17 protein-coding genes are annotated in these 14,911 nt (G+C 63.0%); 14 read left to right on the top strand and 3 right to left on the bottom strand.

Features of this window, described 5'->3' with window-relative positions; genetic code table 11:
* Positions 1–6 precede the first annotated feature (6 nt).
* The 4 genes from rimK (at position 7) to tpiA (ending at position 3,066) form a co-directional block, all read left to right on the top strand.
* Positions 7–1,425, top strand: coding sequence for a 30S ribosomal protein S6--L-glutamate ligase (rimK, locus tag BMX04_RS01475; RefSeq protein WP_050662414.1), 1,419 nt, complete (start codon positions 7–9; stop codon positions 1,423–1,425).
* Between the two features lie 84 nt (positions 1,426–1,509).
* Positions 1,510–1,872 carry an SUF system Fe-S cluster assembly protein gene (locus tag BMX04_RS01470; protein WP_050662415.1) on the top strand — a complete coding sequence of 121 codons (363 nt, stop codon included), beginning with the start codon at positions 1,510–1,512 and terminating at the stop codon, positions 1,870–1,872.
* A gap of 29 nt (positions 1,873–1,901) precedes the next feature.
* A complete protein-coding gene (locus tag BMX04_RS01465; RefSeq protein WP_050662416.1) occupies positions 1,902–2,252 on the top strand; it encodes a HesB/IscA family protein in 351 nt (116 codons plus the stop codon).
* Between the two features lie 52 nt (positions 2,253–2,304).
* On the top strand, positions 2,305–3,066 hold the full coding sequence (gene tpiA, locus BMX04_RS01460; RefSeq protein WP_074784601.1) for a triose-phosphate isomerase: 762 nt from the start codon (positions 2,305–2,307) through the stop codon (positions 3,064–3,066).
* A gap of 2 nt (positions 3,067–3,068) precedes the next feature.
* Here tpiA and BMX04_RS01455 read toward each other — a convergent pair whose 3' ends face one another.
* The gene (locus tag BMX04_RS01455) at positions 3,069–3,530 is read right to left on the bottom strand and encodes an Lrp/AsnC family transcriptional regulator (protein WP_074784599.1); all 462 of its coding nucleotides are present in this window, start codon (positions 3,528–3,530) and stop codon (positions 3,069–3,071) included.
* A gap of 146 nt (positions 3,531–3,676) precedes the next feature.
* On the opposite strand from BMX04_RS01455, the gene cobA reads away from it, so the two are divergent.
* The 6 genes from cobA to BMX04_RS01425 all read left to right on the top strand — a co-directional run bounded on the left by cobA (position 3,677) and on the right by BMX04_RS01425 (position 8,511).
* Positions 3,677–4,447 (top strand): uroporphyrinogen-III C-methyltransferase, encoded by a 771-nt coding sequence (gene cobA, locus BMX04_RS01450; protein ID WP_074784597.1) that lies wholly within the window; start codon positions 3,677–3,679, stop codon positions 4,445–4,447.
* 1 nt (position 4,448) lies between these two features.
* Positions 4,449–4,760, top strand: a complete 312-nt coding sequence (locus BMX04_RS01445) for a DUF2849 domain-containing protein (RefSeq protein ID WP_074784595.1) — start codon at positions 4,449–4,451, stop codon at positions 4,758–4,760.
* Between the two features lie 27 nt (positions 4,761–4,787).
* Positions 4,788–6,458 carry a nitrite/sulfite reductase gene (locus BMX04_RS01440; protein ID WP_074784593.1) on the top strand — a complete coding sequence of 557 codons (1,671 nt, stop codon included), beginning with the start codon at positions 4,788–4,790 and terminating at the stop codon, positions 6,456–6,458.
* Positions 6,445–7,179 (top strand): phosphoadenylyl-sulfate reductase, encoded by a 735-nt coding sequence (locus BMX04_RS01435; protein ID WP_074784591.1) that lies wholly within the window; start codon positions 6,445–6,447, stop codon positions 7,177–7,179. Before BMX04_RS01440 ends, BMX04_RS01435 begins: the two co-directional genes overlap by 14 nt.
* A complete protein-coding gene (locus BMX04_RS01430) occupies positions 7,176–7,592 on the top strand; it encodes a DUF934 domain-containing protein (RefSeq protein ID WP_074784589.1) in 417 nt (138 codons plus the stop codon). The genes BMX04_RS01435 and BMX04_RS01430 overlap by 4 nt, the downstream gene beginning before the upstream one ends.
* Positions 7,593–7,659: 67 nt before the next feature.
* Complete coding sequence (locus BMX04_RS01425) at positions 7,660–8,511, top strand: ferredoxin--NADP reductase (RefSeq protein ID WP_074784587.1); 852 nt, start codon at positions 7,660–7,662, stop codon at positions 8,509–8,511.
* A gap of 135 nt (positions 8,512–8,646) precedes the next feature.
* Here the strand turns inward: BMX04_RS01425 and BMX04_RS01420 are convergent, their stop codons facing one another.
* On the bottom strand, positions 8,647–9,492 hold the full coding sequence (locus BMX04_RS01420; RefSeq protein ID WP_083398043.1) for a translation initiation factor 3: 846 nt from the start codon (positions 9,490–9,492) through the stop codon (positions 8,647–8,649).
* A gap of 141 nt (positions 9,493–9,633) precedes the next feature.
* Here BMX04_RS01420 and infC point away from each other — a divergent pair, with 141 nt between their 5' ends.
* From infC to BMX04_RS01400, 4 genes are all read left to right on the top strand, one after another.
* Positions 9,634–10,257 (top strand): translation initiation factor IF-3, encoded by a 624-nt coding sequence (infC, locus tag BMX04_RS01415; RefSeq protein ID WP_074784583.1) that lies wholly within the window; start codon positions 9,634–9,636, stop codon positions 10,255–10,257.
* Between the two features lie 122 nt (positions 10,258–10,379).
* Positions 10,380–10,706 carry a DUF4177 domain-containing protein gene (locus BMX04_RS01410; RefSeq protein ID WP_074784581.1) on the top strand — a complete coding sequence of 109 codons (327 nt, stop codon included), beginning with the start codon at positions 10,380–10,382 and terminating at the stop codon, positions 10,704–10,706.
* 168 nt (positions 10,707–10,874) lie between these two features.
* Positions 10,875–11,498 (top strand): J domain-containing protein, encoded by a 624-nt coding sequence (locus tag BMX04_RS01405; protein WP_050662427.1) that lies wholly within the window; start codon positions 10,875–10,877, stop codon positions 11,496–11,498.
* Positions 11,499–11,603: 105 nt separating this feature from the next.
* Complete coding sequence (locus tag BMX04_RS01400) at positions 11,604–11,810, top strand: YgaP family membrane protein (RefSeq protein WP_050662428.1); 207 nt, start codon at positions 11,604–11,606, stop codon at positions 11,808–11,810.
* 217 nt (positions 11,811–12,027) lie between these two features.
* Here BMX04_RS01400 and uvrA read toward each other — a convergent pair whose 3' ends face one another.
* Positions 12,028–14,886 carry an excinuclease ABC subunit UvrA gene (uvrA, locus tag BMX04_RS01395; protein ID WP_074784579.1) on the bottom strand — a complete coding sequence of 953 codons (2,859 nt, stop codon included), beginning with the start codon at positions 14,884–14,886 and terminating at the stop codon, positions 12,028–12,030.
* Between the last annotated feature and the right edge of the window lie 25 nt (positions 14,887–14,911).

Raw genomic sequence — 14,911 nt, 5'->3', positions numbered from 1 at the left:
TAGCCCATGAGCGATACGCCAGACACGCCCCAGCCCCTCCAATTCGGCTGGGAGGAATGGATTTCGCTCCCCGATCTGGGCGTGCCCGCATTGAAGGCCAAGGTCGATACCGGCGCGCGCACTTCAGCACTGCATGCCTTCGACATCGAAACCTTCGGGCCGTCCGCGAAACCCAAGGTGCGTTTCACCGTACACCCGATTCCGGGCCGCGACGATCTGATCATCCCCTGCTCCGCCACCATTCTCGACCGGCGCGAGGTGGCCTCCTCGAATGGCGAGCGCGAATTGCGCTACGTCATCCAGAGCACCTTGTCGGTGAACGGCGACAGCTGGCCGATCGAGATCACCCTCACCAACCGCTCGACCATGGCCTCGCGCATGCTGCTCGGGCGGCAGGCGCTCAAGGATCACATCTCCATCGTCGCCACCGACCGCTTCCTGCAGCCCGAACTCAGCTATGACGTCTATCACACCTCGAAGATGCGCGCCGCACAGCCCAAACGCGCGCTCCGCATTGCCGTGCTCAGCCGCGAGAACAACTACTCCACCCGCCGCCTTGTCGAGGAAGGCGAATCCCGCGGCCACACCGTCGAGGTGATCGACACCACGCGCTGCTACATGGCGATCAACGCACTGGCACCGGAAGTGCATTACGACGGCAAACGCCTGCCGCGCTATGACGCGGTGGTGCCGCGCATCGGGGCCTCGGTCACCGCCTACGGGGCCGCCGTCATTCGCCAGTTCGAAACCATCGGCACCTACAGCGTCAACACCTCGGCGGGCATCATCGCCAGCCGCGACAAGCTTTACGCCCATCAGCTGATGGCGCGCGCGCAAGTGGGCATGCCCAACACCGCCTTCGCCGCCTCCCCCAAGGACACCGCCAACCTCATGGGCCTCGTCGGCACGGCGCCTCTGATCGTCAAACTGCTCGAATCGACACAAGGCAAGGGCGTGGTGCTGGCCGAAACCAAGAAGGCCGCCGAATCGGTGATCGACGCCTTTCGCGGTCTCAAGGCCAATTTCCTCGTACAGGATTTCGTCAAGGAAGCGGCGGGCGAGGATATCCGTTGCCTCGTGATCGGCGGCAAAGTCGTGGCCTCGATGAAACGCACCGGCGCCGAGGGTGATTTCCGCTCCAACCTGCATCGCGGCGGCTCAGCCAAATCGGTGCGCATCACCAAGGCAGAACGCGACACGGCCATTCGCGCAGCGCGGGTGTTCGACCTCAACATGGCGGGCGTCGATCTCCTGCGCTCCGAAACCGGACCCAAGGTGCTGGAAGTGAATTCCTCCCCCGGCTTCGAGGGCATCGAGGGCTCCACCGGCAAGAACATCACCGGCGCGCTCTATGACATGATCGAGGCGCGGGTGCGTCCCGCCCCGGTCCGCCGCCGCAAGTCGGCTGGAAAATCTGACGGCTAGGCCCGGGTCGCATGCAACCGCCCCTCTGGACGTGAGGGTTTATAAAACTTATATGTTTGCTCAGGATAACCGCAGGACACGATCATGATGAATTCATCCGAGCCGCTTGAAGGGGCCCCTCTCATCGCCCCCTCCAGCACCGACCACCCGCTCTACGATCAGGTGGTCGAGGCGTGCCGTGGCGTCTATGACCCCGAGATCCCGGTCAACATCTACGACCTTGGCTTGATCTATACGATTGATATTGATGGTGAAAACGCGATCAACGTCACCATGACCCTGACCGCGCCGGGCTGCCCGGTCGCAGGCGAAATGCCCGGCTGGGTCGCCGAGGCGATCGAGCCGCTGGCGGGCGTCAAGCAAGTCGATGTGCACCTCGTCTGGGAGCCGCCCTGGGGCATGGACATGATGAGCGACGAAGCCCGGCTTGAACTGGGTTTCATGTAACGAAACCAAGCGACTGAAAGGCAAACCTCATGTTTGGCATCCCCGGAAAGCAGGCGGTCTCGATGACCCCTACCGCCGCCACGCAGATCGCGAAACTGATGGGCCGGGACGGCCATCAGGGCTTGCGCATCGGCGTCAAGAAGGGCGGCTGCGCGGGCATGGAATACACGATGGAGTATGTGACCGAAGTCGACCCCCATGACGAAGTGGTCGAACAGGACGGCGCGCGTGTGATGATCGCGCCGATGGCACAGATGTTCCTCTTCGGCACCGAGATCGACTACCAGACCTCGCTGCTGGAATCCGGGTTCGTGTTCAACAACCCGAACGTGACCGAGGCCTGCGGCTGCGGCGAGTCGATCAAGTTCGAAGGCATGTGAGCTTCGGCTCGCAGCCCATTGTTTCAAAAACCATAATCAGGGTCATGAGTGCATGAAACGCAAGCTCGCCGCAGGCAATTGGAAGATGAACGGCACCAATGCCAGCCTCGGCGAATTGCAGACCCTCACCACCGCGCATCATAACCCTCGCGTCGACATCCTGATCTGCCCGCCTGCCACCCTGATCGTGCAGGCCGCCGCCCTCACCGCCGACAGCCCGCTGATGATTGGCGGACAGGACTGCCACAGCGCCCCCTCCGGCGCGCATACTGGCGACATCTCCGCCCCGATGCTGGCCGATGCAGGGGCCACGGCGGTCCTGCTCGGCCATTCCGAGCGCCGCGAAAATCACAATGAAACCAGCGATTTGGTGGCCGCAAAGGCGCTTGCCGCTTGGTCCGTAGGCCTCACCGCCGTGATCTGCCTTGGCGAGACCCTTGCACAGCGCGAGGCCGCGCAAACCCTCGACGTGATCGCCACCCAACTCGACACATCACTGCCCGACGGCGCAACCGGTACCAACATCGTCATCGCCTACGAGCCCGTCTGGGCCATCGGCACCGGCCTCACCCCCAGCACCGCCCAGATCGCCGAAGTGCATGATTTCCTGCGCGCTCGCCTCAAGGATCTTCTGGGCGAGCCCGAAGCCAACGCCATCCGCCTGCTCTATGGCGGCTCGGTCAAGCCCGCCAATGCCGACGAACTCTTCGCCACGTCAAATGTCGACGGCGCACTCGTCGGCGGCGCGAGCCTCAAATCCGCCGACTTCTCACCGATCATCTCGGCACTTGAGGAACACCCCACAACCGATTGATATCAAATCGGAAGTATCGTCGTGGATTTGATCTCTTCCATCGACAACAGCGCCGTGACGTTATGCACCTTCACCTCCGAAATCAGCGCCTGATAGAACACGTCATAGGCCCGCGCATTGGCCACCCGCACCTTGAGGATATAGTCGATATCCCCCGCCAGCCGATGCGCCTCCATCACCTCGGGCCGGGCATTAAGCGCATTCAGAAACTGCCCCTGCCAGCCCGCATCATGCTCTGACGTGCGGATCAGGACAAAGAAACACGCCTCAAACCCAAGCGCCTCGGCATCCAGCAGATAGGTCTGCTGTCGGATCACCCCGCCCTCGCGCATCTTGCGGATCCGGTTCCACACGGGCGTCTTGGAACTGCCCACGGCCTTGGCGATATCGTCCAGCGATTGCCCCCCGTCCTCCTGCAACTGCACGAGGATTTTCCGATCAAGATCGTCGAGACGGACAGTCATTCCAAGTTTCCCTTTCCGATGGAATATTCAACCCAACCGCCACGACGACAGGAACATATGTCCTTATTAACGCGGCCATATGGCGTTCGACCGGGAATATTTCCTATATTGCAGGTGAAGTCAAACCGCATGCAGAAGGCCGCGCCATGTCCCTCAACACGCTCCACCCCGGCACCGTCGCCTTTGTCGGCGCAGGCCCCGGCGACCCCGACCTGCTCACCGTCAAGGCCCTGCGCGCGCTGCAACAGGCCGATGTGGTGATCCATGACCGGCTGGTCGCCCGCGACATCCTCGATCTGGCCAACCCCGACGCGCAACGCCTCAACGCAGGAAAGGAAGGCTTCGGCCCCTCCATGTCGCAGGATGACATCAACGGCCTGATCGTCGCACAGGCCCTCACCGGCGCGCGCGTCGTCCGTCTCAAAGGTGGCGATCCCACCGTCTTCGGCCGGCTTGATGAAGAACTCGACGCGATCACCGCCGCTGGCATCGACTGGCATGTCGTGCCCGGCATCACCGCCGCCTCCGCCTCGGTCGCCGCCATCGGCCAAAGCCTGACCAAACGCGGCCGCAACGCCGCGGTGCGCTTTCTCACCGGCCACGACATGAAGGGCTTTGCCGATCACGACTGGCGCACGCTGGCCCGGCCCGGCGAGGTTGCGGCGCTCTACATGGGCAAGAAATCCGCCCGCTTCATCCAGGGCCGCCTGATCATGCACGGGGCCGACCGCGCCATGCCCGTCACCGTGATCGAGAACGCCTCGCGCCCCGATCAGCGCGTGCTCTCCACCACGCTGGAGCGGCTGCCCGCCGATCTGGCCGAGGCAAATCTCACCGGCCCCGCGCTCACCTTCCTCGGCCTCGCGCCCCGCGCCGCCGAAGTGGCACTTGTCCAATCGAAACAGGAGCTTGCCTGACATGCCCCGAGACTTTACCCCCAAGGTCGTGACCGCCAATGCCCTCATCGAGGGCGATGTCGTCTACCTCACCGCTGATGACCAATGGACTCGGCATCTGTCAGAGGCCGAGGTACTGACCGACGAGGCCGATGCCGACTATCGCCTTTTGCAGGCACAAGCTCGCGCGAACGAAATCGTCGGCGCCTATCTCGCCGATATGCGCCCCGGCCCCGACGGTCCCGAGCCCACCCATTTCCGCGAGGATTTCCGGCGCACCGGACCCTCGAACCTTTTCCACGGTAAACAGGCCGACGGCCTGAACCGCGCCTGACCCACGCGACACGCGCAGGAGAAAACCATGTATCAATACAACGACTTCGACCCCGCTTTTATTGCAGAACGCAACCGACAGTTCCGCGCCCAGGTCGAGCGTCGGATCGACGGAAGCCTGACCGAGGACGAGTTCAAGCCGCTGCGCCTGATGAACGGGCTCTACCTGCAACTGCACGCCTACATGCTGCGCGTGGCGATCCCTTACGGCTCGCTCGACCCGGCGAAACTGCGCCAGCTGGCCTATCTGGCCGAGCGGTGGGACAAGGGCTACGGCCATTTCACCACCCGTACCAATATCCAGTATAACTGGCCGCAACTGCGCGATATTCCCGACATGCTCGACGCGCTGGCCGAGGTCGACATGCACGCCATCCAGACCTCCGGCAACACCATCCGCAACGTGACCTCGGACCACTTCGCAGGCGCCGCGGCGGATGAGCTGGAGGATCCGCGCCCGGTGGCCGAACTAATCCGGCAATGGTCCACGGACCACCCGGAATTCCAGTTCCTGCCGCGAAAGTTCAAGATCGCTGTGATCGCCAGCGACTCTGACCGCGCGGTGATGAAAAGCCACGATATCGGCGTCAAGATCGTCGAGCGTGACGGCGTTCGCGGCTATGAGATCTGGGTCGGCGGCGGCATGGGCCGCACGCCGATGGTCGCGAAACTGCTCAAGGATTTCGTGGCCCGCGCTGACCTTCTGCCCTATCTCGAATCGATCCTTGCCACCTACAACCGTTTCGGCCGCCGCGACAACAAGTACAAGGCGCGGATCAAGATCACCGTGCATGAGAACGGGCTCGATGAGATCCGCGATCTGGTCGAGGCCGAGTTCCCGCGCCGTCGCGCGGCTTTTTCGGGCGTCGATCAGGTCTGGCTCGACCGGATCAACGCCGCCTTCGTCACCCCCACCCTGCCCGAGCGTGACGCACATGCCTATTACGCCGCGCGCGATGCCGATCCGGTGTTCCGCGCCTGGGCAGACACGAACATTGTCCCGCACAAGCACGCCGATCACGGTATCGTCACCATCAGCCTCAAGGCGCATGGGGCGACACCGGGCGACGCGTCTGCCGCGCAGATGCGCCTCGTCGCCGATCTGGCGGAACGCTACGGCCACAATGACATCCGCGCCAGCCATGCACAGAACCTCGTGCTGCCGCATGTGGCGCTGGCCGATATCCCGGCCGTCCATGCCGCGCTGCGCGAGGCGGGGCTGGCCACCGGCAATATCGGGCTCGCGTCGGATATCATCGCCTGCCCCGGCATGGATTACTGCGCGCTCGCGACCGCCCGTTCGATCCCCGTGGCCCAAGGCATCGCCACCCGGCTGGACGCGCTCAAGATCGAGCATGACGTGGGCCATCTCCAGATCAAGATCTCGGGCTGCATCAATGCCTGCGGGCATCACCATGTGGGCCATATCGGCATTCTCGGCCTCGACCGCGCGGGGGTGGAAAACTACCAGATCACCCTCGGCGGCGATGCGTCGGAAAGCACGGCCATCGGCACCCGCACCGGGCCCGGTTTCGCCTATGACGAGATCGTGCCCGCCATCGAGCGTCTGATCTTCGCCTATCTCGACCTGCGCGAGGGGCCCGAGGAGACATTCCTTGAGGCGTACAACCGTCTCGGCCTCGCCCCGTTCAAATCCGCGCTCTACGATCACGAGGCCCGGGCCCATGCCGCAGAGTGATCTGTACGCCCGGGTGCGCGCGCTCAACGACCGCTATCGCCATCACTCGGCGATCTCGGTGCTGGAGCACGCGCTGCGCGACCCCCAGGCGGGCAAGCTGGCGCTGGTCTCCAGCTTCGGGGCCGAATCGGTTGTGCTCTTGCACATGGTCTCCGTCACGCAGGCCGCGACGCCGGTGATCTTCATCGACACCGAGATGCTCTTTGCCGAGACGCTGGTCTATCAGCAGGAACTGGCAGAGCGACTCAACCTACGCGATCTGCGCATCATCCGCGCAGATGACGCAGAGCTGAAGGCGCAAGACCCCGACGCCACCCTGCATCGACGCGATACCGACGCCTGCTGCGCCCTGCGCAAGACCCGCCCCCTGCAACGCGCTCTCAGCGGTTTCGACGGTTGGATCACCGGGCGCAAACGCTATCAGACCGGCACCCGCGCCACCCTCGACTTCTTCGAGATCGAGGAAGGCACCAATCGGATCAAGGTCAACCCGCTGGCCCATTGGGCCCGCGACGACATCCGAACCTACATGGAGGAAAACCGCCTGCCCCGGCATCCGCTGGTCAGCCGGGGTTATCCTTCGATCGGCTGCATGCCCTGCACGACGCCCGTGAAACCGGGCGAAGACCCAAGATCTGGCCGCTGGCGCGATCAGGACAAAACCGAATGTGGCATCCATTTTGTGAACGGCAAACTGGTGCGAAAAGGAGTTTCCGCATGACTGTCATCGTCACCGACACGGGCTTCGGCCCCGAGACCTGGACCACCCCCATCGTGCCTCTGGAAGAGGCCCGCAAGGGCGTGGGCATCACCCTGCCCTCCAGCGCAGACCCGCTGGAACTGGCCGGTCGCCTGCCCGACGTGCAGATGATCAAGGTCCATTTCCCCAGCTTCGCCGATGGGCGCGGCTTTAGCATCGCCCGGCAATTGCGCCTGATGGGCTACACCGGTCGGCTGCGCGCCTATGGCCATGTGATCGCTGATCAATACGCCATGGCGCGGCGTGCGGGCTTTGACGAGGTCGAGATTTCCGATGATCTGGCCGCCCGGCAGCCCGAGGATCAGTGGCTCTCCCGCGCCAACTGGCAGGCGCATGACTACCAATCACGGCTGCGCCACGTCGCCGCAGAATAACCCTTTCACCTGACCTGAATCAAAGATTAGAAGAGGATGTCGGTTTAAATGACCGGCAGTTGACACCATGAACGAGATGACCGCCGTGACCCAAGCGACCGCGAAAGCGCCCAAAACCCTCGCGATTCCCGATGCTCAGACCGTGACAGAGGTGAAACACTGGACCGACCGGCTGTTCTCGTTCCGCGTGACCCGGCCCGCCTCGCTGCGGTTTCGGTCGGGCGAATTCGTGATGATCGGCCTCATGCAGACGGACGAGAAAACCGGCCGCGAAAAGCCGCTCCTGCGCGCCTATTCCATCGCCTCGCCGTCCTGGGATGACGAGTTGGAATTCTACTCGATCAAGGTGCAGGACGGCCCGCTGACCTCGCGGTTGCAGCATGTCGAGGTGGGCGACGAGATCATCCTGCGCCCCAAACCCGTTGGCACGCTGGTGCATGACGCGCTCCTGCCCGGCAAGCGGCTGTGGCTCTTTGCCACCGGCACCGGCTTTGCCCCCTTCGCGTCGCTGCTGCGCGACCCGCAGACCTATGAGGATTACGACGAGGTGATCATCACCCATACCTGCCGTGAGGTGGGCGAATTGCAATACGGGGCCGAGTTGATCGACAGCATCCGCAACGACGAAATGCTGGCTGAACTGATCGGCGAAGGCTTTGCCGACAAGCTGCGCTACTACCCCACCACCACCCGCGAAGAGAGCCCAAAGATGGGCCGTATCACCGACCTGATGCGCTCGGGCGAGGTGTTCGCCGATCTGGGCGTTGCCCCCCTCGCCCCAGAAACCGACCGCGCCATGGTCTGCGGCAACCTTGCGTTCAACCTCGAAATCAAGGAGATGCTGGAGGATTACGGGCTGCGCGAAGGGGCTAATTCAGACCCCAAGGAATACGTGGTCGAAAAGGCGTTTCTCGACTGACGCCTACCACACATGCCCGTCACCATCGGGCTCGACCCGAGGGTCTCCCGTAACCAGAGACATGCCGAAACAGCCACAAAAAAAGCCCGCGCAAGGTGTTCCTTGCGCGGGCTTTTCAACGGTATTCCGGCTGGCTCAGTAGCCAAGCGCCTGACGTGCGGCCTGAAGCGCGGATTGCAGAAGCTCCGGATTGTCCTGCGCCGCCCGGATGCCCTCGATCAGCAGGTTTTCCTGCATCGAGCCCAGATCGGACTCCTCGATCAGACTGCGCACGCGCTCCATGTCGAAGCCGTCCACAGTCAGCGCTTCGGGTGCCTGCTCGGCTCCGCCAGCAGCTGCATCGCCCGTGACGGTCTCACCTGCGTCGGTAGCGGCCTCTTCGGTGGCCTCGGCTGCGCCATCCGCAGCCCCCTCGACGGCAGAATCGGCTTCGGTCGCCGTCTCGGTCGCCGCGTCGACCGCCTCTTGCGAAGCGGCTTCGGTTTCAGCAGCAGCGTCAGAGGCGGCTTCTGTGGTGGCATCGACGGCCTCTTCGGCGCTTTCGGTCGCCGCCTCGGTCGCGCCGCTCGCAGCATCGGTTGCCTCATCAGCGGTCCCGGTGGCCACGTCCACTGCCTCTTGTGCGGCCTCCTGAGCCGCTTCGCTCGCCTCGGCGGCCGTCTCTTCGGCAGCCTCGACAGCGCCCTCGACAGCATCGGATGCTTCGCTTGTCGCATCGCTCGCGGCCTCTTCAACCGCCTCTGCCGCCTCTGTGGCGGTGTCCTGTGCCGCGTCGACCGCGTCACCCGCCGCATCCGCTGCCGCGTCGGCGGTCTCGCCCGCAGCCTCAGCCGCATCTTCCAGCGCTTCAGGCGCCTCGACGTCCTGCTGCGTGGCTCCGCTCACGTCGTTCACGACCTCATCGACAGACTTGCCGGTAAACAGCATGTAGCCGCCACCCAGCACGATGACCGCCAGAACGATCCAAATCAGGTTTTTCATACCCATCTCCCAGAATAACAGACAGGCCCTCGCGTTAATCGCCACGGCCTTTTGTGACACTCCTTCCCAGATGCCGCGTGCAAAGAAAAGCCGCAAGGGGGAAATGGTGCTCGTTCGGCTCATATCAGCCGATTTTGCGGCTTGAAAGCCGCCGCACCGGCGTTTACCTTGCACCGTCAAATTCACCCGACAACGTTCAACAATCGAAGGATTGAAGCCATAGCCCGCAGACCCCATAACGCGCCGCCCACTCGTGACACCGGTCCCCGGATCAACGACCGCATCCGCGCCGACGAAATCCGCCTGATCGGAGCAGAAGGCGAGAACGTAGGCGTCGTCACCCCACGCAGGGCGCTAGAGATGGCAGAGGAGGTCGGGCTCGATCTGGTCGAAATCTCGCCAAGCGCCAATCCGCCGGTCTGCAAGATCATGGATTACGGCAAGTACAAGTACGAACAGCAAAAGCGCGAATCCGAAGCGCGCAAGAAGCAAAAGATCATCGAGGTGAAGGAGGTCAAATTTCGCCCCGGCACCGACACGCACGACTACGACGTCAAGATGCGCAACGTGCTGAAATTCCTCGAAGGCGGCGACAAGGTGAAGATCACCCTGCGCTTCCGTGGCCGCGAGATGGCGCACCAGGATCTGGGCCGCAATCTGCTCGAACGGATCGCCGAGGACGTCAAGGAGGTTGGCCGGGTCGAGAACATGCCCAAGATGGAAGGCCGCCAGATGATCATGATCATCGGACCGGGCGCGAAATAATCCGCCCCGGCACCGCAGCACCACGCGACCCCCGGCCATCGGTCCGGGGGTTTCATTTTGCCTGCTTGCACCGCCCGGCTGATCGCGTAGGATCAGCGACCGTGAACTGATCGGAGCCGTCCATGTCGCCATTCGAATACAAGGTCCTGCCGGCCCCGACCCGTGGCCGCAAGGCTGCCGGGGTCAAGACCCCCGAAGCCCGCTTTGCCCTAGGGCTCGAAGACACGCTGAACGAGATGGCCCGCGATGGCTGGACCTATCTGCGCAGCGATATCCTGCCAAGCGAGGAACGTCAGGGCCTGACCTCGACGCACACCGTTTACCGCTCGGTGCTGGTCTTTCAGCGCGAGCTCAGCCTGCGCCGCGCCCCTGAACCGCCGGTGTCACAAGAGGCCGTGACCGCAGAGCCGCTCGCACAGAGCCTGTCCCCATTGCCTGATCGCGATTGATCAAGGCAGGGGCTCTGGGCAGGTCCCGGGCACACATGGCATCCGTGACCGGCCCACACCGGTCACCCGCGAAAAAGCGCCGCGCTCTCGGAAAATTTTGCGCTGCCCCCCTTCAATTCGACGCGTTTTGGCATACACTCTGCGTCCTGACTCTCAAAGGTGTGCTCGATGTCCAAATCAGATCCTTTCGGTTTCGATATGTCGGTCTCTTCGGCCAAGAAGAAGAACCCGCGTGGTCGGCGTGGCATGTCGGGTGCATCCGAAACCTCGACCCGCGTCTGCGATCATGACGGGTGCAACGAACCCGGCAAGTATCGCGCACCCAAGGCGCCGGACGTGCTGGACGACTATTTCTGGTTCTGCCAGCAGCACGTGCGCGAATATAACCTCAAGTGGAACTTCTTCGACGGCACCACCGAGGCGGAACTGAATGCGCAGATGTCCAAGGACAAAGTTTGGGAGCGCGAAACCAAGCGCTTCAACGACCCTGAGGCTCGGGCTTGGGCACGGCTGGGCATCGAGGACCCGCATCAGGTGCTGGGCGGCAACGCCACGCAAAACCCCGGCAAGAGGAAGGGCGGCGGGCGCAAACTGCCTCCCACAGAGCGGCGCGCCATCGAGATACTCGAGGCCGAGGACACCTGGACCAAGGCCGAACTGCGCAAAGCCTACAAATCTCTGATCAAGGTGCTGCACCCCGACATCAACGGCGGCGACCGCAGCCAGGAAGAGCAGTTGCAACAGGTCGTCTGGGCCTGGGACCAGATCAAGGAAAGCCGCAATTTCAAGTAGCGGCACCGCCTGTGTGACCAGATCACAGACACCAGAGACACCAACGCGCATGATTAAGAGGTCGCTGCGGGAATGACCCGCAGCCCTCATTCAAAAGGTGCTCTCATGCTCAAGAAAAACGTCGGCACGCTCGATCGCGCGCTGCGCATCATCCTCGGGCTTGGCCTGCTGGCCGGGTTCTTTCTCAACCGCGACGGGGCCTATAGCTGGCTCTACCTGATCGGCATCATTCCGCTGGTTACAGGCCTGATGTCGTCCTGCCCGCTCTATTCGATCTTCGGGCTCTCGACCTGCCCCCTAAAGAAACAGTAAACAATAGAGACGGAGTGCGCCATCACTGGTCAAACTCCAAAGTCGCGTCCCGGCGGGCCATCATTACTCACGGATTCATCCGGGGCTGGCCGGGGCGCGCGCATCATCTCATTCGACAAGATCGTGGCATTGTCCCGTCATCCTCGGGCTTGACCCGAGGATCTCCACGTTCGGCGGGGTCACCCGGTCACGCTGAACGATGACGGCAAGCGCCACTCTATTCCGCTGCCAACTTGCGCGCGTTCAGCATGTCCTTGAGGTAACGCCCGGTATGGCTGCGCGGCTCATCCGCCACCGCCTCGGGCGTGCCCACGGCAACGATCTCGCCGCCGCCATCGCCGCCCTCGGGGCCGATGTCGATGATGTGATCGGCGGTCTTGATGACGTCGAGATTATGCTCGATCACCACCACGGTATTTCCGGCCTCCACCAACTCGTGCAACACTTCCAACAGCTTCTTCACATCCTCGAAATGCAGGCCCGTCGTCGGCTCGTCGAGGATGTAGAGCGTGCGCCCGGTCGAGCGTTTGGCGAGTTCCTTTGACAGCTTCACCCGCTGCGCCTCACCACCCGAAAGCGTCGTCGCCTGCTGGCCCACCTTGATATAGCCGAGACCCACGCGCATCAGCGCATCCATCTTCTCGCGGATCGAGGGCACCGCCTTGAAGAACTCCTGCGCCTCTTCCACCGTCATATCCAGAACGTCCGCTATGCTCTTGCCCTTGAAGCGGATTTCAAGGGTCTCGCGATTGTAACGCGCGCCCTTGCAGGTCTCGCATTCGACATAAACGTCGGGCAGGAAATGCATCTCGATCTTGATCACCCCATCGCCCTGGCACGCCTCGCAGCGCCCGCCCTTGACGTTGAACGAAAACCGCCCCGGCTTGTAGCCGCGCGCCTTGGCCTCGGGCAGCCCGGCGAACCAGTCGCGGATAGGCGTGAAGGCCCCGGTATATGTCGCCGGGTTACTGCGCGGCGTGCGCCCGATGGGCCGTTGGTCGATGTCGATCACCTTGTCGAGGTGTTCCAGCCCCTTGATCGTCTCGCAGGGCGCAGGCACCTGCCGCGCGCCGTTCAAACGCATCGAGGCGGTCTTGAACAGCGTCTCGATAGTGAGCGTCGACTTGCCCCCGCCCGACACGCCCGTCACGCACACAAACTTGCCTAGCGGAAACTCGGCGGTGACGTCTTGCAAGTTGTTGCCCGTCGCCTTGACCACGGTCAGTTTCTTCTTGTTGCCCTTGCGCCGCTTGGGCGGAACCGCGATCTTGCGCGTGCCCGACAGGTACTGCCCGGTGATCGACGCGGGGTCGGCGGCGACATGATCGGGCGTGCCGTGGCTGACCACCTGACCGCCATGCACACCGGCCCCCGGGCCGATGTCAAAGACGTAATCGGCGGTGCGGATCGCCTCTTCGTCATGTTCGACCACGATCACCGTGTTGCCCTGATCGCGCAGGTTGCGCAGCGTCTGCAAGAGCCGCCCGTTATCACGCTGATGCAACCCGATGGAGGGCTCATCGAGCACGTAGAGCACACCCGTCAGGCCCGACCCGATCTGACTCGCCAGCCGAATTCGCTGGCTCTCGCCCCCGCTGAGCGTGCCTGCGTTGCGGCTGAGCGTTAGATAATCGAGGCCCACATTGTTGAGAAAGCCAAGTCGCTCGCGGATTTCCTTGAGGATGGCACGGGCAATCTCGTTCTTCTGCTTGCCAAGATGCTCCGGCACCGTCTCGCACCAGTCATAGGCCTCGCGGATCGACATCTGCACCACCTGACCGACATGCACACCGGCGATGCGCACCGCCAAAGCCTCTTCGCGCAGCCGGTACCCGCCGCAGGCGCCGCAGGGGCGGTTGTTCTGATAGCGTTCGAATTCCTCGCGAATCCAGTTCGAATCCGTCTCGCGATAGCGCCGCTCCATGTTGGGGATCACCCCCTCGAACACGCGGCTGACCTGATAGACGCGGCCCCCCTCGTCATAGCGAAACGGGATTTCCTCCTCGCCAGAGCCATAGAGAAACACCTGTTTAACATGGGCAGGCAGATCCTTCCACGGGGTCGCCTTGTCGAACTCGTAATGCTTGGCGATAGCGTTGATGGTCTGGGTGAAATAGGGGCTCTTGCCCTTGCGCCAAGGTGCGATGGCCCCGTCGCCGATGCGCAGCGCCTCGTCCGGCACGACCAGTTTTTCATCGAAGAACAACTCCATCCCCAGCCCGCCGCACTCCGGGCAGGCCCCGAAGGGCGCGTTGAACGAAAACAGCCGCGGCTCGATCTCGGGGATGGTGAAGCCACTGACCGGGCAGGCAAATTTCTCGGAAAACGTCATCCGCTCCGGCTCACCCTCACGCGGGGCGGTCTCCAGCACGGCGATACCATCGGCCAGATCGAGCGCGGTGCGCAGGCTGTCGGCCAGCCGCGTCTCCAGCCCCTCTTTCACCACCAGCCGGTCGACCACAACATCGACATCGTGGCGGAATTTCTTGTCGAGCGTAGGCGGTTCATCCAACTCGTAGAACTCGCCATCCACCTTGACCCGCTGAAAGCCGGACTTGCGCAGTTCCAGGAATTCCTTGCGATACTCTCCCTTGCGGTCGCGCACGATCGGGGCGAGCAGATAGGCGCGCGTGCCCTCCTCCATCGCCATGACGCGATCCACCATGTCCTGAACCTGCTGCGCCTCGATGGGCAGGCCGGTCGCAGGCGAATAGGGCGTGCCGACGCGGGCAAACAGCAGCCGCATGTAATCGTAGATCTCGGTCACGGTGCCGACGGTCGAGCGCGGGTTCTTCGACGTCGTCTTCTGCTCAATGGAAATCGCAGGTGACAGCCCGCTGATGTGATCCACATCCGGCTTTTCCATCATGTCGAGGAACTGCCGCGCATAGGCGCTGAGCGATTCGACATAGCGCCGCTGCCCCTCGGCATAGATCGTATCAAACGCCAGCGACGACTTGCCCGAGCCGGAAAGCCCGGTGATCACAACCAGTTGGTCGCGCGGAATGTCCACGTCGATATTCTTGAGGTTATGCTCGCGCGCGCCGCGCACCTCGATATACTTCAGATCGGCCATTCTGACCCCCGGGATTTACACTTGC

This window comes from Roseovarius tolerans (genome assembly GCF_900109855.1).
Lineage (GTDB): Bacteria > Pseudomonadota > Alphaproteobacteria > Rhodobacterales > Rhodobacteraceae > Roseovarius > Roseovarius tolerans.
This window is presented reverse-complemented; position numbering and strand designations above follow the sequence as displayed.